Origin of the sequence: Bacillus songklensis, from assembly GCF_042649685.1 — a bacterium.
GTDB lineage: Bacteria > Bacillota > Bacilli > Bacillales > Bacillaceae_H > Bacillus_BA > Bacillus_BA songklensis.
Window position 1 is genome coordinate 244,067 of the sequence record NZ_JBHRZT010000067.1, and the last position, 24,415, is coordinate 268,481.

General features: G+C 35.4%; 25 protein-coding genes. 15 read left to right on the plus strand and 10 right to left on the minus strand.

The window, feature by feature from the left end:
* Positions 1-77: 77 nt before the first annotated feature.
* The 3 genes from ACFOU2_RS16420 to sufU (ACFOU2_RS16430) all read right to left on the minus strand — a co-directional run bounded on the left by ACFOU2_RS16420 (position 78) and on the right by sufU (ACFOU2_RS16430) (position 2,948).
* The gene (locus tag ACFOU2_RS16420; RefSeq protein WP_377916956.1) at positions 78-1,475 is read right to left on the minus strand and encodes a PepSY-associated TM helix domain-containing protein; all 1,398 of its coding nucleotides are present in this window, start codon (positions 1,473-1,475) and stop codon (positions 78-80) included.
* A 487-nt stretch (positions 1,476-1,962) separates the two neighbouring features.
* Positions 1,963-2,232 carry a 30S ribosomal protein S14 gene (rpsN, locus tag ACFOU2_RS16425; protein ID WP_377916958.1) on the minus strand — a complete coding sequence of 90 codons (270 nt, stop codon included), beginning with the start codon at positions 2,230-2,232 and terminating at the stop codon, positions 1,963-1,965.
* 257 nt (positions 2,233-2,489) lie between these two features.
* Complete coding sequence (gene sufU / locus ACFOU2_RS16430; RefSeq protein WP_377916960.1) at positions 2,490-2,948, minus strand: Fe-S cluster assembly sulfur transfer protein SufU; 459 nt, start codon at positions 2,946-2,948, stop codon at positions 2,490-2,492.
* Between the two features lie 333 nt (positions 2,949-3,281).
* Between sufU (ACFOU2_RS16430) and ACFOU2_RS16435 the strand changes: the two genes are divergently transcribed.
* The 9 genes from ACFOU2_RS16435 (at position 3,282) to cntE (ending at position 12,980) form a co-directional block, all read left to right on the plus strand.
* Complete coding sequence (locus tag ACFOU2_RS16435; RefSeq protein ID WP_377916962.1) at positions 3,282-4,115, plus strand: diaminopimelate epimerase; 834 nt, start codon at positions 3,282-3,284, stop codon at positions 4,113-4,115.
* 27 nt (positions 4,116-4,142) lie between these two features.
* Positions 4,143-4,937 (plus strand): nicotianamine synthase family protein, encoded by a 795-nt coding sequence (locus tag ACFOU2_RS16440; RefSeq protein WP_377916964.1) that lies wholly within the window; start codon positions 4,143-4,145, stop codon positions 4,935-4,937.
* 30 nt (positions 4,938-4,967) lie between these two features.
* Positions 4,968-6,278 (plus strand): opine metallophore biosynthesis dehydrogenase, encoded by a 1,311-nt coding sequence (locus ACFOU2_RS16445; RefSeq protein WP_377916966.1) that lies wholly within the window; start codon positions 4,968-4,970, stop codon positions 6,276-6,278.
* A gap of 153 nt (positions 6,279-6,431) precedes the next feature.
* A complete protein-coding gene (cntA, locus tag ACFOU2_RS16450; RefSeq protein WP_377916968.1) occupies positions 6,432-8,066 on the plus strand; it encodes a staphylopine-dependent metal ABC transporter substrate-binding lipoprotein in 1,635 nt (544 codons plus the stop codon).
* Positions 8,067-8,321: 255 nt separating this feature from the next.
* Positions 8,322-9,254, plus strand: a complete 933-nt coding sequence (gene opp1B, locus ACFOU2_RS16455; protein ID WP_377916970.1) for a nickel/cobalt ABC transporter permease — start codon at positions 8,322-8,324, stop codon at positions 9,252-9,254.
* Entirely contained in the window at positions 9,255-10,172 is a 918-nt protein-coding gene (gene cntC, locus ACFOU2_RS16460) for a staphylopine uptake ABC transporter permease subunit CntC (protein WP_377916973.1), read from the plus strand.
* Positions 10,173-10,176: 4 nt separating this feature from the next.
* Positions 10,177-10,998, plus strand: coding sequence for a staphylopine uptake ABC transporter ATP-binding protein CntD (gene cntD / locus ACFOU2_RS16465; RefSeq protein WP_377916975.1), 822 nt, complete (start codon positions 10,177-10,179; stop codon positions 10,996-10,998).
* Positions 10,985-11,731 carry an ABC transporter ATP-binding protein gene (locus ACFOU2_RS16470; RefSeq protein WP_377916977.1) on the plus strand — a complete coding sequence of 249 codons (747 nt, stop codon included), beginning with the start codon at positions 10,985-10,987 and terminating at the stop codon, positions 11,729-11,731. The genes cntD and ACFOU2_RS16470 overlap by 14 nt, the downstream gene beginning before the upstream one ends.
* Positions 11,732-11,780: 49 nt before the next feature.
* The gene (gene cntE / locus ACFOU2_RS16475; RefSeq protein ID WP_377916978.1) at positions 11,781-12,980 is read left to right on the plus strand and encodes a staphylopine family metallophore export MFS transporter CntE; all 1,200 of its coding nucleotides are present in this window, start codon (positions 11,781-11,783) and stop codon (positions 12,978-12,980) included.
* 88 nt (positions 12,981-13,068) lie between these two features.
* Here cntE and ACFOU2_RS16480 read toward each other — a convergent pair whose 3' ends face one another.
* The 7 genes from ACFOU2_RS16480 to ACFOU2_RS16510 all read right to left on the minus strand — a co-directional run bounded on the left by ACFOU2_RS16480 (position 13,069) and on the right by ACFOU2_RS16510 (position 17,702).
* Positions 13,069-13,221: a hypothetical protein gene (locus ACFOU2_RS16480; RefSeq protein WP_377916980.1), complete on the minus strand. Its 153-nt coding sequence runs from the start codon at positions 13,219-13,221 to the stop codon at positions 13,069-13,071.
* 383 nt (positions 13,222-13,604) lie between these two features.
* Positions 13,605-14,609: a CobW family GTP-binding protein gene (locus ACFOU2_RS16485; RefSeq protein WP_377916982.1), complete on the minus strand. Its 1,005-nt coding sequence runs from the start codon at positions 14,607-14,609 to the stop codon at positions 13,605-13,607.
* Positions 14,610-14,866: 257 nt separating this feature from the next.
* On the minus strand, positions 14,867-15,313 hold the full coding sequence (sufU, locus tag ACFOU2_RS16490) for a Fe-S cluster assembly sulfur transfer protein SufU (protein WP_377916984.1): 447 nt from the start codon (positions 15,311-15,313) through the stop codon (positions 14,867-14,869).
* Between the two features lie 159 nt (positions 15,314-15,472).
* The gene (locus ACFOU2_RS16495) at positions 15,473-16,033 is read right to left on the minus strand and encodes a CobW family GTP-binding protein (RefSeq protein ID WP_377916986.1); all 561 of its coding nucleotides are present in this window, start codon (positions 16,031-16,033) and stop codon (positions 15,473-15,475) included.
* Complete coding sequence (locus ACFOU2_RS16500; RefSeq protein ID WP_377916988.1) at positions 16,034-16,426, minus strand: (2Fe-2S) ferredoxin domain-containing protein; 393 nt, start codon at positions 16,424-16,426, stop codon at positions 16,034-16,036.
* 246 nt (positions 16,427-16,672) lie between these two features.
* Complete coding sequence (gene dcd, locus ACFOU2_RS16505) at positions 16,673-17,191, minus strand: dCTP deaminase (RefSeq protein WP_377916990.1); 519 nt, start codon at positions 17,189-17,191, stop codon at positions 16,673-16,675.
* A 73-nt stretch (positions 17,192-17,264) separates the two neighbouring features.
* Positions 17,265-17,702: a Fur family transcriptional regulator gene (locus ACFOU2_RS16510; RefSeq protein WP_377916992.1), complete on the minus strand. Its 438-nt coding sequence runs from the start codon at positions 17,700-17,702 to the stop codon at positions 17,265-17,267.
* A 154-nt stretch (positions 17,703-17,856) separates the two neighbouring features.
* On the opposite strand from ACFOU2_RS16510, the gene ACFOU2_RS16515 reads away from it, so the two are divergent.
* From ACFOU2_RS16515 to ACFOU2_RS16540, 6 genes are all read left to right on the plus strand, one after another.
* On the plus strand, positions 17,857-18,780 hold the full coding sequence (locus tag ACFOU2_RS16515) for a CobW family GTP-binding protein (protein WP_377916994.1): 924 nt from the start codon (positions 17,857-17,859) through the stop codon (positions 18,778-18,780).
* A 16-nt stretch (positions 18,781-18,796) separates the two neighbouring features.
* Positions 18,797-19,822 carry a permease gene (locus ACFOU2_RS16520; RefSeq protein ID WP_377916996.1) on the plus strand — a complete coding sequence of 342 codons (1,026 nt, stop codon included), beginning with the start codon at positions 18,797-18,799 and terminating at the stop codon, positions 19,820-19,822.
* Entirely contained in the window at positions 19,819-20,169 is a 351-nt protein-coding gene (locus ACFOU2_RS16525; RefSeq protein WP_377916998.1) for a DUF1980 domain-containing protein, read from the plus strand. The genes ACFOU2_RS16520 and ACFOU2_RS16525 overlap by 4 nt, the downstream gene beginning before the upstream one ends.
* A 593-nt stretch (positions 20,170-20,762) precedes the next feature.
* Positions 20,763-21,962 (plus strand): GTP-binding protein, encoded by a 1,200-nt coding sequence (locus ACFOU2_RS16530; RefSeq protein WP_377917000.1) that lies wholly within the window; start codon positions 20,763-20,765, stop codon positions 21,960-21,962.
* A gap of 455 nt (positions 21,963-22,417) precedes the next feature.
* Positions 22,418-23,359, plus strand: coding sequence for a CobW family GTP-binding protein (locus tag ACFOU2_RS16535; RefSeq protein WP_377917002.1), 942 nt, complete (start codon positions 22,418-22,420; stop codon positions 23,357-23,359).
* A gap of 146 nt (positions 23,360-23,505) precedes the next feature.
* The gene (locus ACFOU2_RS16540) at positions 23,506-24,324 is read left to right on the plus strand and encodes an NAD(P)/FAD-dependent oxidoreductase (RefSeq protein WP_377917004.1); all 819 of its coding nucleotides are present in this window, start codon (positions 23,506-23,508) and stop codon (positions 24,322-24,324) included.
* The last annotated feature ends 91 nt before the right edge of the window (positions 24,325-24,415 follow it).

Sequence of the window (24,415 nt, forward strand, 5' to 3'; positions counted from 1 at the left end):
AAAGATGAGATTTGAAACGGATTCATTATCAATAACGCCAGTTAACTAAATAAGAATAGGGTATGCCATTCATTTAATTAGCCAATCCACTGTTTGACAGTTGGAATTCTTCTAATCACTAACCAATCTAGAGCTAATACCATTAATAAAGATACTCCCACCAGAGGAAAGATGATACCCAATATGACAATAATCACCGTTACCCATTTCAACATGTTAAAATCGTTTGGCAAAGATGGAGCACCTAGTTTTCCGGTTGGTCTTCTCTGCCACCACATAATGAAACCACTTACTGAGATTCCAATCAGAACAAGGCATATGACAAGATCAAGTAACTGGTTAGCTAGTCCAAAGTAATGACCTTCATGTAAGGCAACTCCAATAGAAATAGCTTTAGCCAAAGGACCATAATCTTCAAAGCGCAAGTCTGCCAGCACTTTACCACTGTATTGATCGATGTGTAAGGTTGCCTGGCCTTCTGGCTTATCAGGAGAGACAGAAACGGTATAGACACCCGTTTCTCCTTGGGGGAAATTGATGCGATACCCTGGTTGTATCTTGTTATCATTGGCTATTTTCATAATCCTTTCAACAGGAAGGGTTGTCATACCATTTTCATTCGATTGTGGTACAGGCATTTTTTCAGCAGCCCATGGTACTTCCTTAACTACATCTTTTGTTGGAATAACCGATTTCGGAACATTGCCATCCCATAATCCAGACGGATAGCCGGTCTGAGTTGCGGTAGCTACTCGATTAATCATATCCCCCCATAAACCCGACCACGGGAGTCCCGTTAAAATAAAAATAGTAATGAACAATGAGAACCAAAAAGCCGGGACTGCGTGAAGATCTCGTAACATCGTTCGTTTGCCTTTGAAGAATCTAGGAATGAACGTACCAAATAAAGATTTTGTTTTCCGGGGCCACCATAAGTAAATGCCTGTTATTAATAAAACCATTGCCCAACAAGCTGCAAGTTCGACTAACCTGTCACCCATCGTTCCCATCATCAATTCGCCATGCAGTTCTTCAATTTTATTCATTAATTTATCACTGTCTTTGAGTTCACCAACAACCTCCCCATTGTATGGATTTACAAAAATGGTCATGCTTTCGTCTTTGTTGAGAATTCCAATTTCAGATGAACGATCCGCCTCAACTGGAGGTTTATATCGTGTAATCGTTGCATCCGGATAAGATTTTTCAACTTTTTCAATTTGTATGGATGGTGATAATGGTCGTTGACCTGCTTGTATATAGTAGTAATCTTGATACATCATGTTTTCGATTTGCGGCTTAAACAAGTAGATAATCCCGGTTATGGCGAGCATAATAACAAATGGCGCAAAAATAATCCCCGCATAAAAGTGCCAACGCCAAACAGCCTTATACAAATGCTTAGCCTTTGAAGAATCTGTTTTCATAGAATTTGCGGTTACATCGTCGCGTTTTTCTTGTCTGATTGCAGTCATCTTTCTAACCTTCTCCCCTTTAGATATAAATGTGTTGATATAAATGACGTTTTAAGTATATCTTCGATCTGTGAAGTCTTAATGAGTTCTTTGTGAAATCTTTCAACACATTTAGGGTTTGGTTCATGTTTTTGACTTGCACAAACAAGAACGATGTTAACTAAGGTTAGCTGAGGTATAAAATTAATGTAGAATAGCATAATTACTATAGTTTTATCATAGATTGCTGTGCTAAACTATCTTCAATACCTTCAATAAATTGATAAAGCTTTCTTTTATTCCTTGGTAGAGAAGCCACAATATTCCTCGCAAAAATCTCCATCATTTTCTCATTCATTACAAACGACCATCTTTCCTTTAGTGTTCAAAATCATTTATACCCAACTTTTGGGCTGGCCTTTCTATAATCTTCAAATGGCATTCTTAACATATATCAAACAGGAACTTGTAAGCACTACACTCACGATGTTCCTGTCGCTCCACCTGCTTACCAGCTAGATTTTTTAACCCCAGGGATCTGCCCCTTATGTGCTAATTCACGAAAAGCGATACGAGACATCTTAAACTTTCTTAAGTAGCCTCTAGGTCTCCCAGTAACTTGGCAACGGTTATGAAGCCTAGAAGGTGCTGAGTCACGAGGAAGCTTACTTAATGCAGCATAATCCCCTTTTTCTTTTAATTCTCTTCTTAAATCCGCATATTGTTCTACCATTTTTTGTCTCTTGAGCTCTTTTGCTACTTTGGATTTCTTTGCCACTTATGTTTGCCTCCTAAATGTTCTTAAATAATCATAATAGTTTTCTTAATGAACGGGTGCATTAATGAAAGATAAACTCAATAAAATATAGCTCTTTGCTTCTCATAAGTTCAAATATGTTACTAGACAGAAGATACAAGAGAGGATGACTCAAAAGGTATAAAAAGACATACCTTTTGAGTCATCCTCCTGAAAGGGACCCGTCATGAAAATCCTGCAAAATCAAAGAATTCCGTGACGGATCCTTTCAGTAAAGATCAACTTTTGCCATTGATTAGAGACTTATGGGACAGCCTCGACAGTGTTGACTTGATAAATTGGAGTCTGATTTTTGCTTTGTTACATTGATTATGGGAGGAATAACATCGCATCTTACTTTTGTAAAGTAAGTAATCGATAAGCGTAATTCTAGCTTTTAACTGATGTACTCTCTGTAGAGATAAGCTGTCACCCAAATCCATCTCATCTGGTATCTTTCCATGCCGGATTAGCTGTTCAAATCCTTTTCTAAGAGACGTAATTTCTTTTAGAGATTTATTCTTAATAAGCTCTGTCATCATGGATGCGGATACCATACTAATGCTCCACCCTTCCCCAAGAAAGGTTACCCTTCTTACCTGATCTTGTTCTAGATTCACAGATAAAGTCATGACATCCCCACATGTCGGATTCTTATGAGTTTTTGAACAATTATCATTTGGGAGAAACTTTTTCATTCTTAATTATCTGACTCCGCCACGTCCAGTCGGATACAGTACCATGAGTAAATGTTTCGTCCTATCCATTTTGTAGATTTGTGAATAAAATCCAAATAGATTGTCCCCTTTAGTAGGGGTTCCTTTTTTGGCTCTAAGGTCAGTGAAATAGATAACTGAATATTGGATATCTCTTTGTGCACCACTAGTGTTCACCAGTATAAAAAACAGAAAAATATTGACAATATTTAACACCGTGGTATAATTCGTTTAGAAATGAATAAATCGTAATTATTACGATTTGTCAGGTGCTCATGAAGCAAATAAAAAATATAAGTGTAAAGGGTAGTTGTGATGAAACGGGAAATAGATTTTATAAAATTTAATCCAACACAAAATATGACAATTCTTGTTAAAACTAATTATCCAGTTGAGGAGTATGAGTACATTGCTTCAAAAATTATGTCATATGACAGCGTGTATGCTGAACAAGTAGGTTTTATAGAAAAACCGATAAATAATAAAGCTACTGCACATCTACAGATGGCTGGAGGTGAGTTTTGTGGTAATGCTTGTATGGCATTGGCAGCTTTTATTGCATCTGAAAAAGGACTAAAGCAAAATGACTTGATGGAAATATTATTAGAAGTTTCAGGCACGGACAGATTGATAATGTGTCAAGTAAGAAGAAATTCAGATGAATATTATTGTCAAGTTACTATGCCTATTCCCAAACAGATAGAACAGAGAACAATAAAGTATGATGGGGACGATTTGGATATTATTATAGTGAGATATCATGAGTTTATACATATTGTGATAGAAGTGGAGGAATTTAGTAGGACAGTGAGGGAAAAAGCGCAATCATTAGCAAAGTTGCTTGGAGTAACTTTAGGTGCTAACTTGATCGGCATTTTATTGTATAAATCGAAATCTGATGAATTGGCTCCCCTCATTTATGTCCCACATCTAGATAGTATGATATGGGAAAGGGGGTGTGGTTCAGGTACAGCCTCCTTAGGAGCCTATCTAGCTTGGAAGAATAAAGGGGAGATTGTTGCAAAGATTAGGCAACCCGGTGGCACTATTAATGTAGTTGCTAATTGTCATGAAGAAGAATTAACAAGTCTTAAGATTGAAGGATCCGTCGGAATAGTAGCACAAGGCAAAGCTTTTATAGATGTTTAGTTATCATATTGCATTGGGGTGAAATGAATGATTGCGTTAAAAACTTTTCAAGAATCTTTAAGTGAGTTTTCAGAAAGATTTGATGATTTAGCAGAAAGGTATGATCATACAATCAATAATTGTTCAGAGTTAGAGATTTTAATAGATGACTATTCAAAATTCATAACAAACGAGAGGAATGAAGAAGCTTGGGAACAACTAGAACTACAAGAATCCAGTGATTTGAATCAACTTGTGATGGATTTAAGAAAAAAATCGGCACTTTGTGTTGCTATTATGGAGAAATATCGTGCATTGAAATTGCAGGATGGAAATGCTGAAATAGCCGATTATTTTAAAAATATAGAATCATGTATTGAAGAAGAGTTTGGTAGTTTTCAAATCACTTCTGAATCAAAAGTATTATTAGTGGGCTCAGGTTCATTTCCAATGACACCATTATTAATTGCTAAGCGAACTGGAGCAGAGGTTGTTGGCATAGATATTGATGATGAGGCTATTAAACTTGGACGAAACGTTGTAAAAAGATTGGGGAGTGGATTAAACATTAGATTAGAAAAAATATCAGTGGAAGATCTTGATTTTACGAAAGACGTGACCCACATCATCTTTAGTTCAACTGTCGAAAGTAAATATGACATATTGGACCAATTATATGCATTGACGAATGAAAATGTAGTTGTGGCTATGAGATATGGTAATCGGTTGAAGTCTTTGTTTAATTACCCATTGAGAGAGGTGGATGAGCAAAGATGGAAGTTGGTTGAAAATATAATACGTCCAGATCATGTGTTTGATATTGCATTGTATAAAAAAGTATAGCTTACTTGCTTGTAAGAAAGGGAGGTTTTTATGAGTGATTTTAAGCGAGTCTTACTATTAGGAACTGGTCCTACATCAATTCAACTTGCTGTAAATTTAAAAAAACTATTGAATTGCTATGTAGGAATTTCTGGAAGAGAATCTGTTCGTTCAGAAAAAGTCTTTGCGGCGCTTAAGCAAAGTGACCATCTAATTCGTGTGGGCGTTCAAAATGAAAAGCATCGACATATGGAAGGTGAATGCTTCGTTGATCAAGTTTTTAAAGGATATGGAACAATTAAGGGTGACTGGGATACCATTATTTTTTCTGTAACAACAGATGCCTATATTGAAGTATTAAAGCAAATTAATGATGAGCTTTTAAAACAAGTAAAATGTATTGTTCTAATTTCTCCAACTTTCGGTTCAAATAGCTTAATAAGTAACTATATGAACTATCTTAATCCTGATGTGGAAATTATTAGTTTTTCTACGTATTACGGCGATACACGATGGATACACGATAAACCACCCAATAATGTTTTAACAACAGCGGTCAAGAAAAAAATTTATATAGGCTCCACATACTATCCGTCTAAGAACGTCGACAGACTATGTAAGGTATATGAAAAATTAGGTATCACTCTAGAAATTATGAAATCTCCGATTGAGGCGGAGACAAGAAATATTTCTTTATATGTACACCCACCGTTGTTTATGAATGATTTTTCATTAAGTGCAATATTTGGAGAGTTAGATACCAAGAAATATGTATACAAAATTTATCCTGAGGGGCCCATTACGCAATATTTAATTCGTGATATGCTGGCCCAATGGAAAGAAATTATGAATGTTATAGGGAAAATGAATATACAAAGTATAAATTTACTTAAATTTATGACAGATGATAATTATCCGGTGAGATTGGAAAGCTTATCACGTCATGATATAGAAAATTTCAATCATTTAGAGACTATTCATCAAGAGTATTTATTGTATATACGTTATACCTCACTATTGATCGATCCTTTTTCAGAACCAGATAAGGAAGGGAACTATTTTGATTTTTCTGCTGTTCCATTTAGAAAGATGTTCGTCAACAGGGAAGGGTATTTGGATATCCCAAGGATGCCTAAGGAAGACTATTATCGTATAAAAATAATACAAGGAATTGCAAAATATTTAAATGTGAATTGTCCAACAATAGATAAATTCATTAAAGCATATGAAAGTAAAATTGAAAAAGTTGCTCAATCTCATAAAGGCGAATTATTATCTAATGCATTTGTCGTTCAAAGTTTTGATGCAGATTTGAAAATGATATGCAGTGAAATAGGAAAAAGTATAGGAGCAAAGAGATGAAATAGTACTTATCTTAAATAATAGAGTAATATATTGTTTAAATAGTAATTGTTCCGATTTAATTCGGTAATTATGGTTTGAAAGTAGATCATATTTTGGCCAGCAAAAATAAGTTGCATTCAAATTAAGTAGGTCTAAAGGGAGAGAAATACATTGTTAATTAAAAAGTTTAAGTTAGTGGCTCTAGTTTTTTTTGTCTTATCCATGCTAGTTGCCTGCTCTGCAAATTCGGCAAACTCTGATAGTGAGAAAAAGGAAGATAATGATTCAACGAATAACGAAAAGAAAACAGAATTAGTTTATGCATCAGCCAAAGACATTAATGATATGAATCCCCATCTTTACACTGGTTCAATGCCAGCTCAAGGGATGGTATATGAATCGTTAGTTGAAAATACAGAAGATGGGATCAAGTCTTTACTTGCTGAATCATGGGAAATTTCAGAAGATGGAAAAGTATACACGTTTCATTTAAGAAAAGATGTGAAATTCCATGATGGAGAACCATTTAACGCAGAGGCAGTGAAGAAAAATATTGATGCTGTGCAAAATAATGCAGAAAAACATTCTTGGATTAAACTATCAACAAAAATAGTAAGTTGTAATGTAGTAGATGAGTATACAGTTGAATTAGTGCTATCAGAAGCATATTATCCAACTTTGATTGAATTATCTATGACTAGACCTTATGTATTCATATCACCCAAAGATTTTGTTAACGGGGGCACAAAAGATGGTGTAAATGGTTATCATGGTACAGGACCATATGTTCTCACCAAACATAAAGTTGATGAGTATGCAACTTTTGAAGCAAATGAAAACTACTGGGGTGGTTCACCTAAGATTAAGAAAATCACTTGTAAAGTTCTTCCAGCAGGGGAAACGACACTTTTAGCATTACAAAAAGGAGAAGTAAACTTTGTTTTCACAGATGATCGAGGTGCAGACAGTCTTGATGTCGAAGCAATGAATCAATTAGTTGATTCAGGTGATTATCAACTTGTTAGAAGTGAAGCAATGAATACGAAAATGATCGTAGCTAATAGTAGTAAATCTGATAATCCAGTAAGTGAAACAGCTGTTCGTGAAGCCATTTGGTACTCTATCGATAGAGAAACAATTAGTAAGGATATTTTAAATGGTACTGAAACAGTAGCCAATACACTATTTTCATCTAACGTCCATTATGCAGATGTCGATTTGAAGAAACGAGGCTATGATTTAGAAAAAGCTAAAAAGATTTTAGAAGAAGCAGGCTGGACATTAGAGGATGGTGCTGAAGTTAGAACGAAAGACGGTAACAAATTAGCCATGAAACTGTATTATGATAGCAATTCTTCTTCCCAAAAAACTCAGGCTGAATTTATCCAAAGTTCATTAAAAGAGATAGGTGTTCAGCTAGAGATTATTGGTGAAGAGTCCACTTCAATCGCTAATAGAAGATCAACTGGTGACTATGACTTATTATTCAACCAAACATGGGGACTAGCATATGATCCGCAAAGTACAATCGCTGCTTTTACTTCTGAGTCTGCCTATTTACATACTACTAGTGGCATAGAGAAAGCGGATGAACTCTACAAGAAAATTGAAGAAGTTATGGTGTCCACTGATGAGGAAACACGAAAATCGTTATACACTGATATTTTGACAATTGTTCATGATGAAGCAGTCTTTATTCCAATTACAAATGGTAGTGTCACTGTAGTTGCTCCAAAAAATTTAAAAGGCATCTCATTTAAGCAAACACAATTCGAGTTGCCATTTGAGCGAATGAACTTTGAATAGAAAATTAGATAAAAGGGGATTATCCCCTTTTATTTATGAATAAGAAAGTTCAGAATTATTAAGTTTTTAAGCTTATAGATTAAATGTAAGGATACTATTTAGTTGTACTTTTATGAGTGACCATTCTTATTTCTACGCAGACACCAGACAGAACCTTTAGCATAGGTGATCAGCGTAACGGTCAAAAATGCTTGTTTACTAATATAAGAGTGCAAATGTGTTTTCTAAAGATTTTATCAATAGAAGGAGGTTTCTATGGGAAGTTACATAATTAAGAGGACATTGGTATCAATACCCTTGCTTTTGATCATTTCGTTTTTAACGTTTGTTTTAATTAATCTTTCTCCCCTAGATCCGGCCGAAGTGGTTTTGCAAGCGCAAGACGTTCCAAAAATAACAGATGAATTAATTGCTCAAACGAAAGAAGAGTTGGGGCTAGATAAACCATTTATAATAAGATATTTCGACTGGATCATTGCCTGCTTACAGTTGGACTTTGGGAATTCATACGTAAAAGGAGAACCAGTTTGGTCATTAGTAGGTCCAGCTTTTCTAAATACGTTAAAGCTAACGTTAGTTTCGTCTGTTGTCATTATTGTTTTGTCAATACTATTAGGTGTTATCTGTGCGATGAAGGAAGGAAAAATAATTGATAAATCGGTAAGAGGTATTTCATTTTTCCTAACATCAATGCCGTCATACGGGCTTGCGTCTCTTATGATTTGGTATTTCTCTGTTAAATTGGATTTATTACCAACCAGCGGGATGGACTCGTATAAGAGTTATATTCTACCGGTTACTGTGATTGCGGTAAGTTATGCAGGCATTTATTTTAGAACCGTTAGAAGCTCAATGTTAAGCAACTTAAATGAAGACTATGTATTGTATGGAAGAGCATGCGGTTTAACAGAGAAGAAAATCACTATGCATATTTTAAGAAATTCATTGCAAGTGGCCATATCGATTTTTTGTATGGCTATACCCATTATTTTGGGAGGTACAGTAGTTATAGAAAATGTTTTTGCATGGCCAGGATTAGGAAGTCTAAGCGTTAAATCTATTCTAAGCAGAGATTTTCCAGTTATCCAAGCGTATGTTCTTATTATAGCAGTGGCCTTTGTGCTGTTTAATACGATTTCAGACATTATAAATGCTGCGATGAATCCTAAGTTAAGGAATGATCTCTAAATGAGAATATGGAAAAACTTAAGTAAAGATAAGTTAGGTAGTATATCTTTAATCGTCATTGTTGTAACGATTATTGTTGGACTATTTGCCCCCTTTATTGCGCCCCATGACCCCGTGGAAGTAAATATGAAACTTCGATATGCAACCCCATCGTGGGAATACTTATTAGGCAACGATCACTTAGGGAGATGCATTTTATCGAGATTAATTTATGGAATTCGTCCCAGCGTTTTATGGGTTCTAGTTGCATTAGTAATATCTGTTTTGATTGGGGCTATTTTAGGCTTTATGGCAGGCTACTTTAGAGGAAACGTAGATGCCTTTATTATGAGAATTTGTGATGTCATGCTTTCTTTTCCAGTATACGTTATGACTTTGGCGATTGTTGGTATTTTAGGCGTGGGCCTTGAGAATATTCTGCTTGCGTTTATTTTGATGAAATGGGCATGGTTTGCTCGAGTAATCAGAGCGTCTGTTATGCAGTATGCTGAGTTAGAATATGTCAAATTTTCCAAAGCATCCGGTATTAGTGATATAAAAATAATTTATAAGCATATTGTCCCTGTTACATTTTCTGATATCGCAGTTATTTCAAGCAGCTCTATTGGTTCGATGATTTTGCAAATATCGGGACTTTCATTCCTAGGCTTAGGAATACAAGCTCCAAATGCTGAATGGGGAATGATGTTAAATGAGGCGCGGAAAGTTATGTTTACAAGGCCAGAGTTAATGTTAGCGCCCGGTATAGCCATTATTATAGTAGTATCGGCATTTAATTTTTTATCTGATGCACTTCAGGTTGCTTTAGATCCTAAATTATTAACCTCTAAAAATAAGCTTCAAGAAAATTTAACAATCTCTAAACGGAAGCTTACAATCTCTAAAAGGAAGCTTCAAGAAAAAGAGGTGGCAAATTAAATTTATGAATATATTAGAAGTTGAAAATTTGAAAATATGGGATATTAATACCGGTAAAGTGATTATCTATAATAGTTCATTCAATTTAAAGCAAGGAAGCTGTCTGGCCATTGTAGGAGAAAGCGGAAGCGGTAAGTCTGTGACTTGTAGGTCAATAATGAAATTGAATAGGCCCTGGCTTCACCAATCAGGGGACATTCTATTCAAAGGTGAAAACTTAAACAATCTCTCTGAAAAAGAAATGAGAAAGAAAAGGGGAAGAAACCTTTGTATGATTCTCCAAAATGGAATGAGTGCATTTGATCCTTCTTGTGTGATGGGTGTTCATTTAAAGGAGACACTTGTCCAACATTTCGGCTGGAGTAATAACAAAATAGAAGAAAAAATGAAAGATGCCTTGGAAAGTGTTATGCTGAAAAATCCGATAGAGATGATGAATAAATACCCACACCAGCTATCAGGTGGAATGTTGCAGCGAGTTATGATTGCATTGGCATTAGTATTAGAGCCAGACATTATTATCGCTGATGAACCGACAACAGCACTGGATACAATCTCACAATTTGAGGTCGTTGAACAATTTATTAAATTACGAGAAAGAATGGGTTGTTCGATGATCTTTATTTCTCACGATTTAGGTGTTGTAAGAAAAATTGCGGATGACGTTTTAGTCATGAAGGATGGAAAAATTATCGAAAGAGGGAATATCCAAACCATTTTTTCAGAAGCGCAACATGAATACACAAAGTACTTAGTATCCACTAAAGAGGCGCTGAGTAATAATTTTAAAAAAATAATGGGGAGGAGCTATTTTGCTGAAAGTTAATTCTGTTGAGAAGTCTTATAAAAAAGGTGGATTGTTTTCTAAAGAGCGACAGCAAGTTTTGAAGAATGTTAGTTTTGAATGTAGGAATGGCGAATGTCTCGGCATTATCGGAGAAAGTGGAAGTGGAAAATCCACATTAGGGCGTATGATATTAGGAATTGAAAAGCCGGATCATGGAACCGTTTTATTTGAGGGAAAAAATGTGGGGGATCGAAGAGTGAGATTAGGTGCCATTAGTGCTGTTTTTCAGGACTATAAATCTTCCATTAATCCATTTTTTACTGTTGAAGAAGCCATTATGGAGCCATTAAAAGTTCAAAAAAAGACTCAAATTGAAAATCAAAACAAGATTGATATCCTATTAAATCAAGTTGGTTTAGATCCATCCTATAGAAAAAAATATCCTCATGAGTTATCAGGAGGAGAGATTCAGAGGGTGTGTATTGCAAGAGCCATCTCAATAGAACCGAAGTGTATTTTATTAGATGAAGCCATTAGTTCATTGGATGTATCTGTTCAAATGCAAGTGCTTGATTTATTAAAAGAATTAAAAAAAATCTACAATATGAGTTACGTTTTTATAACTCATGATATACAGGCTGCCGCCTATATTTGCGATAGAGTCATTATTTTTAGAAATGGTCAAATTGAAGAAATGGTCAAAATTGAACAATTAAAGGATGTTCAGTCAGAATATGCTAGAAAGTTATTGCAGATGTTAATAACTTTCTAATATTGAAATACACGAAACCTTTGTTACACGATTTAGGAGGAGAAAAATTTTGAGTGGAGCTATGTCTTGGCCTTTTCTGCGTTTGTATATGTTGGTTCTTCTTTATTTTAGTGCCAATTCTATTCTAAATGTTATTATCCCTTTACAAGGGGAATCATTAGGAGCGAGCAATACAACAATTGGCTTGATCATGGGGGCGTATCTGTTTACCACCATGTTCTTTCGACCATGGGCAGGTCATATTATTCAAAAACATGGGCCGATAAAATTGTTACGCATTATTCTTATTATCAATGGATTTGCTTTAATACTATATACATTTACTGGATTAGGGGGCTTTCTAGTTGCCCGTATGTTACAAGGGGTGTCAACCGCCTTTTTTTCAATGGCATTACAGATAGGCATTATTGATGCACTGCCAGAGAAGGATCGCTCTCAGGGCATTTCACTTTATTCTTTATTCTCATATATACCAGGTATTATTGGCCCCATATTGGCATTAGGTATTTGGCAAGGGGGTATGGATTACTTTACAGTGGTGATGATAGCAATTGCCATCTTTACAGGGTTGTTTGGCTACAGTGCTAAGATGGACAAAGCAGAGGCTCAGCCTGTTACAAATAATGCTGAACAAGAAGTAAGTATGTTTAAATCATTTAGTCAGTTAGTAAAAAATCCGTTTTTATTTAAATGTAGCGTATTGATGTTAGTTGCATCAATTGTATTTGGAGCTATTACAACCTTTATACCACTGTACGCTACGCAATTAAAAAGCGGTAATGCCGGAATTTATCTCATGCTTCAGGCGGGTACCGTTGTCTTTGCTCGTTTTGCTTTAAGAAAAAAGATTCCTTCAGACGGTAAATGGCATTCATCTTTTATCATGGGGACTATGTTTATTTTAGCAGTAGCAGCGCAGTGTGTAAGCTTTTCTATAACCGGTGGAGCTATATTCTTCTATGTTGGTGCAATTTTAATGGGAACAGCTCAGGCACTTCTCTATCCAACGTTAACAACGTATTTGACCTTTGTCCTGCCACAGATGAATCGCAATGTGTTATTGGGTTTATTTATTGCTATGGCTGATTTAGGTGTTTCGCTAGGTGGTGTCATTATGGGACCGATAGCTGATCTCTCTTCATACTCATTTATGTATATGATTTGTGCTAGCTTAGGTGTGGCAATGATTATTTTTGCCTATGATCGAAGAAAAATGTTTGTTGGGGAATATAAAAAGAACTTTTTTTGATCAAACTTTAATTTAAACCAACCTAAAACACACCAGTATATATGTGAACACTGGTGTGTTTTAGATATTCTAAAACTTATTTACTGCATTACGTAACAGTCACTAACTCCACAGGTCCGTGATCGTCACAATGGTCTCCATGGACATGGTGAAGACGGCCGTTTACTAAGTAGTCCATATGGTCACCATGAGGAACCAATTCATGACCACAGTCGCTATCATGATGACATCCACAATTCATAGGAGCGTATTCATCTGGATTTGTCTCGGATACAGGAATTTTACATTCATCCCAATGTCCGTTATGTTCATGATGGAGATGCCCGTTATGAACATAATCAAGGTGATCATCATGCTTAATTTTCGTATGGCCACAAGCACCACTATGCTTATGTGGGTGTTGTTCATGGATTTCGTGCTCTTTTCCTATTATTTACCTCCTATTTGAAGATACTTGTCCTTACATTAGTATGCTATCCCTAATACTCCTTCACTAAACATTTTGTTTGGCTGTAATAATGGTGAAAATTATTATTTGCGAAGTTGAATTGGAATTAGAAAAATACCCAATAACCCAAGAAGAAGAGATTATATTTTTCTATTTCTGCTTTTCACAAAGTGTAGTTATTGTAAGGAGAATTGAGAAGTATAGGAGCTTTGAATATTCATAATATCTATATCTTTTCCAATTAAGACGATACAAGGATCTATCGTGCGTTTTTGCGGAAAATCACTAATATGCACTTGATTAGAACTATATTGAAATGGATAAACACCGGGTTCATCTTTGAAAGATACGTATCCTTTTCCGCGCATAATTCCTTCTGGTAATGATTTTAACCATTTTTTAAGTTGTCTTCTGGATACAGAGGGAACATCTTGAATCGTAATGGTTTTAATACCAGTGTGATGCACATGATCGTGATTATGTGCATGGTCATGATTACATGTAGAATGTTCATGATGATGATGGCTGCATGTCTGGTGCTCGTATGAAATCACGGTAGCGTTTGCCTGTTTTTGCAGTAGGTCTCTTATATTTACGTTCCCATACGAGGTTTTAATGACTTGTGTTTCTGTGTCTAGGAACTTAACAAGTTTAGCTTCTATTTTTTGTAATTGTTTTTCATTCACTAGATCCACTTTATTGAGTACGATGGATGTAGCTCCTTTAATTTGATTTTTTAGCAAATCACGAACTGCTTTGAATGTAAAAATGTTTTGATTTTCTAAATATGTGCTGGCATCAATCACGCTGATAACGGATTGAATATCAAAAGAATGCACAAGGGGTGGGCCAGCAATTATTTCTACAAGTTCTAACGGATTGGCAACGCCTGTCCCTTCAATAAATAAAGCATCTATAGGTTTTTGAGAATGGGTTTCTAAAAGGGAGGTTAATGTTGCTTTTAAGTCCTCTTGAATCGTGCAACAAATACAACCATCTAGTAATTCCAACACAGTCTCATCTTGAAATAAGTGATTTTCAACGTTCACATTTCCTAGCTCATTCAATAAAATAGCTGATTTTATATTTTGAGATCTACAGTACTCCATTATATGTAGTAACAATGTTGTTTTTCCACTTCCCAAAAATCCTGAAATAATATAAGTCGGTATTTTTTTCATTATACTTCTCCTCGTTCCATAAGAGTTTTATAAAACGTAAAAATTAAGCTTTACATTAACAGATATCCAAATTTAAAATGATGATGTATAGTGATAACGCCTTCTTTGTAGGAGGATAGAATCCCATTTTCCTTAACGGGTATACTGAATCAGGCCTAGAAAAATAATCGATACACTGCTTCGTATACGTACTTTCAAACATTTAGAAATGCTTGTAAGTCCCATGTAACTAAGTGTATCGATTACTTGTAAAATAGCTAAGAATAAAAGCCTCCGTAGTCTTTTTCATCTTTTAGGACTTTATCTAAAGCTTGCCACGTCATTAATGCACAATTATGCCTAGCCTTTAACTGATGTACACCCTGTAGAGATAAGCTGTCACCCAAGTCCACCTCATCTGGTATATTTCCGTACCGGATCAGCTGTTCAAATGCTTTTCTAAGAGACGTAATTTCTGTTAGAGGTTTATTCTTAATAAGCTCTGTCATCATGGATGCGGAGGCCATACTAATGCTGCACCCTTCCCCAAGAAAGGTTACTCTTCTTACCCGATCTTGTTCTAGCTCCACAAATAAAGTCATGACATCCCCGCATGTCGGATTCTTATAATGAGCTTTCTTTATGTTTTCTCCCTTAATTTCCTCAAAATTTCTTTTGTTCCTATAATGATCCATGATGACTTGCCGGTACAGGTTATCAAGCATAGTAAAGGAATTCCCCTTTCCTCCTAAATATAGCGATTAACCGAACCCCTTGCTTCTTAATTATTCTATAGTGGTAACTCATCTCAAAAGAATGCTGAGTTATGGATAACGGTTTAAGGACTTTTTTGTTAAGAATAGGATAATGTTCAAAAATACTCGTTAATTAGCTATACAATTTTTGAACTGCTGTTCCAGCTCTTCCTTGTTCAAGTCTTTACCGATGAAAACCAATTCACTTAATTTCGTTTCACTTTCTTTCCACTTTCGATCTGGTCTTCCTGAGAAGAGCATGTGCAGTCCCTGGAATACAATTCGCTCTTTTATTCCTTGAATATGAAGAATTCCCTTATATCTTAATAAATCTTCCCCTTTTTCTTGAATAAGGTAACTCATCCACTCATTGAGCTTGTCTAGATCAAGAGGTCTTTCTTCTCTAAAAGCAATGGAGGATACTTTGTCATCATGATGATGGTGATGGTGATCTTCTAAGAAATGGGGATCTATCTCGAGTTTATGGTTTACATCAAACGTGTGAATCCCCAAAATATTTTTTAAGGCAACGTTGCAATTCTGAGCATGTAATCGCTTAGCTGTAGGGTTCATCTGGCTGATTCTTCGTTCTAATGTATTCAATTCTTCAATAGACACTAAATCAGTTTTATTTAAAATAATGACATCAGCGAAGGCAATTTGCTCTTGTGCCTCATCTTTTTCCTCCATTTACAATATTTTTGATACTTTGACTACTTTTTCTTTGTCTTTAGGTATTCCAATTACAACTCCATCTGCACGTTCAAATCCTTGACCATTAAACGAATGGCTCACTTTACCTGTACAATCCTCACCGGTTATAAGGGAGTCTACAAACAGAGGGGAATCTTCAGGTTTTAAATCTTTGTACCATATACCTGTTGGATAGGCGATGACAACGCACTTATCATGGCATCTTCCATTACAACGTGTGCGAGTGGTGTGGATGGTATCATCTAATTCCCGATGTGAAATCTCTTTACGGATAGCTTGAGTCAGTTCCTCAGCTCCCACCTGATTGCAGCTGCTGCCATTACAAATGAGAACATGATGCTTTGTTTCACTTAAATCCCAAGTCGCCATATTGTTATCCTCCTAAACATAAAACGAAATGATTACGATTTAAAAATCATTATGATCGAATTTTTCGTTTAACAAACTACTTACATTCATTTTTATCTACATGATGTACCAAGTAATAACTACAACTAAGAGAGAAGAGACGTTAAATAAACTTTTTATTCACCAACTCGACTTTTTGACGCCCTATATATACAAAGTGATAGGGGGCATTTAACATTCTCTTAGACATGTTCTTACTTGAACTGTTTATTCTTCATGTATTTTACTCGAAGTTGCATATCGTTGAAATAGATATTTACCTAGATAAGGAGCTGTTACTTCAGAGTTTACTTGGGCAAAAATTAATTGACAGATTCTTTGACCACTTTTTAGTTCTATGTGTTGACTGCTTGCATTAAATAATGCCAACGTGATATTGCCCTCAAACCCAGGATCGATCCAACCAGCATTCTGTACAAATAACCCTAACTTTCCAATAGATCTTATCCCTTCCACGAAAGCTGTTAGGTTAGGGGGAATTTTTATATATTCCTTGGTGCAAGCCAATAAGAAAGAAAGAGGTGGGATAATCATTACTTCATTTTCGATCTCGGTGTATTGAACAGGGTCATCATAGCGAATGATTTGGTTGCATTTTAATTTTTGATAATGATACCCCAATCGAAGATCCACTGAAGCTGGTTGAATCTGAGAAGGAGTTAATGGGATGATTTCTAAGTCATTCCTACTAAGCAAATTCTTAATGTCAGTTTCTGAAAGAATCATTTAAGACACCTCAAAAGTAAAATTTTTATATGCTTAGAAAGTCAATGAAGTTAAAGAGACGAGCGAATAGGTTTTATAACGCATGACTTTTTGTGCCCCCACTGCATAAGGAACAATTACCATAAACTTCAAAGAGGAAGTGTTGGATTTCAAGTTTGTTGACCATCATGTGCAAGTTTAAATCCAGGTTGAGTGGATGAACTGAACCACATTGCTCACAAATAAAATATCCGTACAATTGATCTGAGTGAATGGGATTAACCAAGAAAAATTGTTTTTCCCCATGTTTAACTCTCGTTTCTAGGAATCCCAATTGAACAAGGAGGTTTAGATTGCGATAAATCGTATCGTGACTAATGTTAGGGTAGATTTTTTGCATTTTAATGATAAGCTGTCGTGCTGAGAGAAAGGAATGGCTTTCAAATAAGAGGTGTATGAGCCGTTTTCTCTTATCGGTTAAAAGATAGCCTTTTTCCCTTATAAATTGAAAAAGTGATTGAAGAGAATTCATATAACTCCCTCCCTATTCAATAAATAGTAATCATTTCGATTTAAAGTCTAACGTATTTCCATCTTATTTGTAAATAGATAATCGGTTTTTTCGTAATAATTCCTATTTATTGAAAATAATAATTTATTAAGCAAGCAAAATGGGGGAAAGATTCATGAAAACGACCAAAATTCCTGTTTATTTAATTAATGGTTTCCTTGGAAGTGGTAAGACAACAGCACTTATTAAATGCATAGAGTATTTCAAAAAGAAGAATAAAAAACCTGCTATTATTCTGAACGAGCTTGGAAATACAAACCTTGAGAAACATCTTTTCAAGGACGAGTCTCTATATGAATTATTAAACGGCTGCATCTGTTGTTCCATACAAGATGACCTAAGAAAGGTATTGGATGAAATGGTGGTCTTGGCCAATGAAGACAAAATAGATGTCCTTTTAGTTGAAGGGACGGGTGTGGCAAACCCTTCAGAAATACATTTCGTCTTTAAAACGGGTTCATTTAAGGACAGATTCTCCATTGAACAATCAATTTGTGTAGTAGATGGAAGTAACATCCAAAGTTATCTTAGTATTTTTTCAAGTTCAAAGGAAGTACGAGAACTACAAAGGGAACAATTAGAAAGTGCTACAATGATAACCATAAACAAAGCTGATCTTCTACGTCATGAACAAATTGAAAAAATCAAAAAAATCATTGGTAAAATGAATGGTTCCGCTGTAATAATAACTACTTCTTATGCTGACGGATTAACAGATATGTTAGAGGAAATAATGACTGTTTCAATACCTTTCTTAGAGGAGACCAATAGAAAAAAACATCATGATATAAAAGCGGTTAAATTGAATAAACTAGAAAACATCAGTCGTAAAAAAATACATAATATGCTTAAACAACTTGATAGTAGATTGCTTAGAGCAAAAGGGATCATAAGAGATCAAAACGATCAAAGTTGGTATCATTTTCAATATAGTCCAGGTAGGCTTGAGTGGGAAAAACTAGAGGGTGATGTAAACGTAAATGAAGGCCAAATCATATTAATTGGGACAAATATTCATAGACAAGACATATTACTATAAAAAAAGGGGTTTTTATGTGTCCATTTCTTCGTCATTGAAAGATTTTTTTCTATATGCTATGTTTCTTTTTTTCGTTTATTTATTCTTTTTTGGTAATGAAGATATGCTGACTTCCTTTGGAGTGACCCTTAGTGAAGAGTGGAAAGCAGTCTTCATTGTTTTCCTCAGTTTATTGTTAGAGGCTCTTCCTTTTATCATCCTAGGAGCTATTGCTTCTTCGATTATTCAGCTATTTGTAGGAGAGCAAACCATCCAAAGATTAGTTCCGAAAAACCCCTTTCCTGCCATGATTGTAGCGTTATGTATAGCAGTGATCACTCCAGTGTGTGAGTGTGCTATTATACCGGTGGTAAGAAGGCTTATTCAAAAAGGCGTACCAGCACACGCAGGAACTGTTATTCTTGTAGGTGCCCCTATTCTGAATGTGGTTGTATTTGCCTCTACTTACTATGCCTTTCAAAATCAGCCTGCCATCTATTTTGGAAGATTTATACTATGTGCTTTAACAGCTCTTGTTACCGGGATGATTCTGTACATTGTCCTTTCAAAATCTGAAATTCTTAAAATCAGAAAAGAAGATTTAATACCTAAAGGTGTCCACTTATCAAATGAACGAGGCACTTCGAAATGGAAAGCCATTATTCATCACAGTTCACATGAGTTTTTTCAAGTGGGTAAGTATTTTATCATTGGTGCTTTTTTGGCAAGCCTTGCTCAAGTCTATATTGAGCGTTCGGCTTTAGCCCAAGCTGTATCTGGTCCTGTTGCTGAAACAACGATCATGATGGGACTTGCTTTTTTATTATCGATTTGTTCCGAGGCTGATGCATTCGTGGCTGCTTCTTTTAAAGGGACTTTTCTTCCTTCGGCTATTTTGGGGTTTTTAGTATATGGCCCGATTTTAGATTTAAAAAATTTTCTCGTCATGTTTTCCTATTTCAAAATGCGATTTATCCTTTTTTATACTGTCGTTGTAACGATCATTATATTTATCCTGTCCATTATTGCAGGGCAATATATTTCGAAGGTGGGATTATGGTGAAGAGAAAAGAGCCTCCTTCTTGGCGAGCAAAGAATGAATTGCAAGGTATATTATTAATTGGCTTTAGCTTAGTTATTTTCAAATTGTATGTCACTCATAATATTGCTGCGGTATTGGAACCTAGAATGAATCCCTCTATCATGTTTACCATGTTTAGCCTTTTTATTATGGGTTTTTTCAGAGTATGGAATAGCGATATGAGGGGAGCGGATTGTGATTGTGAAGTATGTGATACATCATCTAGCCCATTTAGGACGGTTATGCAATATTCATTGTTCTTGATTCCTATTATTCTATCACTATTAATGAGTGATTTCACTCTTGATATGGATGTCTTTTCAAGATAATTAACTTCTAGGGTTCTGGTGCAAATATGACGTTCGTTTAAAAAAGACGTATGGATTCCTATCAGAACCATTACTTATGCTGTAAGTCCAAACAATTGATGAATGAGTTTGGTTTGATTTTGAACAGATCTCTCCCTAGATGAACCTGTCCCGTTACTAAAACAACAGGTTTTTTTATACGAGGATAGACTGGAGAAAACTCTCGGGTCTATCAAATTTGGAGTAATAGGGGTAGAGGAAGCTAAGCTACGATATACCGCAAAGTAACTAAAAAAGTGTATATTACAAAATTCCCCTATAGTTTACTTTTGCATTTATCAAGTAAATATGTTTAAATATTCTACATGAATCGAAATGATTACTATTTTCATCAATGCGTTATAGGGGCCTATAAGAAAAACGAGTACCTCAACTTGTTGAATCTTTTTTCTCTGGGAAAGGGATAGAATCACACGTTTACAGGTGAAGGTTTCAAACCAACTGATGAAATCATACTAGGAAAGAAGAAAATCAAAGGAATTATGAGACGAGTTTTTAAAAAATTTTAGCAAGGCATGTATTGTAAAAACCTTAATGATTGAGAGGGAATGACAATGAATAAGAAAATACCTGTAACGGTTTTAAGCGGATATTTAGGAGCTGGAAAAACTACTCTTTTAAATCATATTTTGCAAAATCGCCAAGGGCTTAAGGTAGCCGTTATTGTGAACGATATGAGTGAAGTAAATATCGATGCTGAGTTAATAAAACAGGGGGGAGAGTTTTCTAAAACAGAAGAGAAGCTGGTAGAAATGTCAAACGGCTGTATTTGCTGCACGTTAAGGGAAGATCTATTAATAGAAGTAGAAAAGCTTGCAAAACAAAAAAATATAGATTATATCGTCATTGAGTCGACTGGCATCAGTGAGCCAATCCCAGTTGCTCAAACTTTTTCTTATATTGATGAAGAACTCGGAATTGATCTAACGCGCTTTTGTCGATTAGACACCATGGTAACAGTCGTAGATGCTAATCGATTCTGGAAGGATTTCCAGTCAGGTGATCGTCTATTAGACAGAAAGGAAGCGTTGGGAGAAGAGGATACTCGTGAAATTGCGGACCTTCTCATTGACCAAATTGAATTCTGTGATGTGCTTGTCTTAAATAAGTGTGACTTAGTGTCTGAAGAAGAATTGATAAAGCTAGAAAACGTATTAAAAACATTACAGCCTACCGCGAAATTAATTCGTACCGTAAAAGGAACTATTGATCCTCAATCAATTTTAAACACGGGATTATTCAATTTTGAGGAAGCAAGCTCCTCCGCTGGATGGATTAAAGAATTAACTCAGGGACATCATCAGCATACACCGGAGACTGAAGAATATGGAATTTCTTCCTTTGTTTACTCAAGACGTTTGCCTTTTCATTCAGAGCGTTTTAACAATTGGGTTCACTCTATGCCAGAAAATATTGTAAGGGCAAAGGGAATTGCTTGGTGTGCTACTAGAAATAACTTGGCAATTTTAATGTCACAGGCAGGACCTTCTGTTAACATTGAACCGGTCTCTTATTGGGTGGCTTCTTTGCCAAAAGTAGAACAGCAACAAATTTTAAAGCAAGATCCACATTTGTTAGATGAGTGGGATGTGGAATTTGGAGATAGACATACGAAATTGGTATTTATTGGAGTTGACTTACAGCCTGATGAGATCATAGAGGAATTAGATAAATGTTTACTAACCGACTCTGAATTTGATGAAGACTGGTCCACTTTACCTGATCCATTTCGTTGGAATTTGCAAAGAACTTAACGATAGGAAGAAGAGTCTGTCAGCTTGTAATTTCAAAAGTAGATAGAGAAGCAAAAACGTATAAAGGAAAATATCTATTCCAAAAAGGGGCTACAGAAAGTCGAATTTTTCATGATTCTGATTTAAATAAAAGGAGGGACTAACATTGGCCAAAAAATTTAAGATAGCCAAAGAAAGAAGACAAGAATTAGTTGCTAAATATGCTGAGCTAAGAGGAAATGAGAGTGAATGCAAGCAAAAATAAAATCTTCATTTCTGCATATTTATTATGTAACTGATAGGATATGCTGTAATATCGATGCTGATGAAGAACTTTGTTTAACCAATGATCAACTGTTATTAAATGCTTTTCATTAGTGGGACTGTTTTTATTGTTTCAAAAATACAAATTAAACTCAATAAATACAGGAAAATAGCTTTTAAAATAGATTCAACAAAGAAATGGATGATGGCAGATGAAGAAAGTGGAAATTTACATACTAGGTGGTTTCCTAGGAAGTGGGAAGACAACATTATTACAAAATCTTTTGAAGGAAGAGAAGAAAACGAATCAAAAAGTAGCCGTTTTGCTAAATGAGATAGGAGAGCATTCTGTTGACACAGATATTATTGGAAAAGAAATGCCCTTAAAGGAGCTTTTAAACGGCTGTATTTGCTGCACCATGAAGGATGAATTGGAAATTCAACTTCTTTCCCTCTATCAGGAGCATCAACCAGACGTAATTTATATAGAAACGACAGGGGTTGCCCACCCAATAGAAGTATTAGATGCCTGCCTCTCACCTGTTATTGCTCCATACATTGAGATTAAATCGATCGTCAGTGTTATCGATTCAAAGAGATGGTTAGATCGTGATAAACTTAGCTTACGAATAAAGAAGTTACTCGAAGAACAAGTGAGACATGGTGATCATATATTAATCAATAAAGTGGATTTAATTACAAGGGAAGAACGAGAGGACATTCAAAAAGAAATAATGGAAATCAATCCAAGAGCGAAGGTACATTTAACAGATTACTCCAATATTTCGATAGAAGAACTCAGCCAACCAAGTCGTTCCTCTATCGACAGTCATGAAGAAATGCATGTACACAATCACTTACATATTCAAACCATGACTTATCAATTTCAAGATCCAGTAATTAAAGAGGAATTTGATGACTGGTTAAAAAGTATTCCTGAGTCTATTTACCGTATAAAAGGTTTCCTACAGTTTAGAGATGATGAAGTGTACACTCATTTATTTCAGTATTCCTATAGGCTTCCATTCTTTTTTCCACAATCAATAAAATTTCCTAAAAACCTCGTGTTTATTGGAGAAAACCTTAATAAAGAGATGATAAAGGAAGAATTAATGCAGCTAGAACAGAATGCCAAAAGGAAAGTCACGCTGTGAAAACAGGCCCTAGTGCAAATATTAGGAGAGAGAAAAATAGAATATTTATTGGTTGAAATGTTTAGACGTGTTGTTGTATGGTGCAATTTACAAATCGTAATAATTACTATTTGAAAGTTAGTTTACTCAAAGAGGAATGAGAGAATATGAAACGAAAAAAAATAATTATAGTTGGAGCCGGTCCTTCTGGGATTGGTTTTGGCATTTTGTTAAAACAATTGGGAATAAAGGATTTTATGATTCTGGAGAAAGATATTGTTGGTTCTACTTTCTTTAAATGGCCAAAAGAAATGAAATTAATTACACCATCGTTTACTGGACATGGTTTTGGCTTACTGGACCTGAATGCTATCACTCCTGATACATCGCCGGCTTATACATTTGATAAAGAACATTTAACGGGTGAAGATTACGGATCCTATCTGGAATTAATGGCAGAGCATTTCGATTTACCGATCTATGAGGAGGCTTTTGTTCATAAAGTGGTTAAAGAAGGTGAGCATTTTAAGCTGACTGTTAATGATGAAGAGATAGTAGCTGAAAATCTTGTATGGGCAACAGGGGAATTCCAATTTCCTAGAATGCATTCTATTGAAGGGGCTGAACTTAGTATCCATAATAGCCAAGTGCGTTCTTGGAGAGAACTTCAGGGGGATGAATTTATAATTATCGGTGGATATGAAAGCGGCGTCGATGCTGCTTATCATTTGGTTAAAAATAACAAAAGAGTCACTGTTCTATCTAAATCCCCCATTTGGAATTCTGAGGATGCTGATCCTAGTCTGTCCTTATCACCTTATACAAAAGAAAGATTATTGAGCATACAGAAATCCGGACAATTAAACCTTGTTGGGAATGCAGAAGTCGCTAAAATAACAAAAGGAGAGAAGTCATACTCTTTACATCTTGTAGACGGTTCTGTTTATCAGTCAAAAACGCGACCAATCTTAGCAACGGGGTTCTGATATGAACGAAACTGTCAAGTCTCCCTCTCGCAAATAATATTTATTTGATTTTTGTCCAACTCTAAGAAGAGAAGCTATTTTGGCTTCTTTT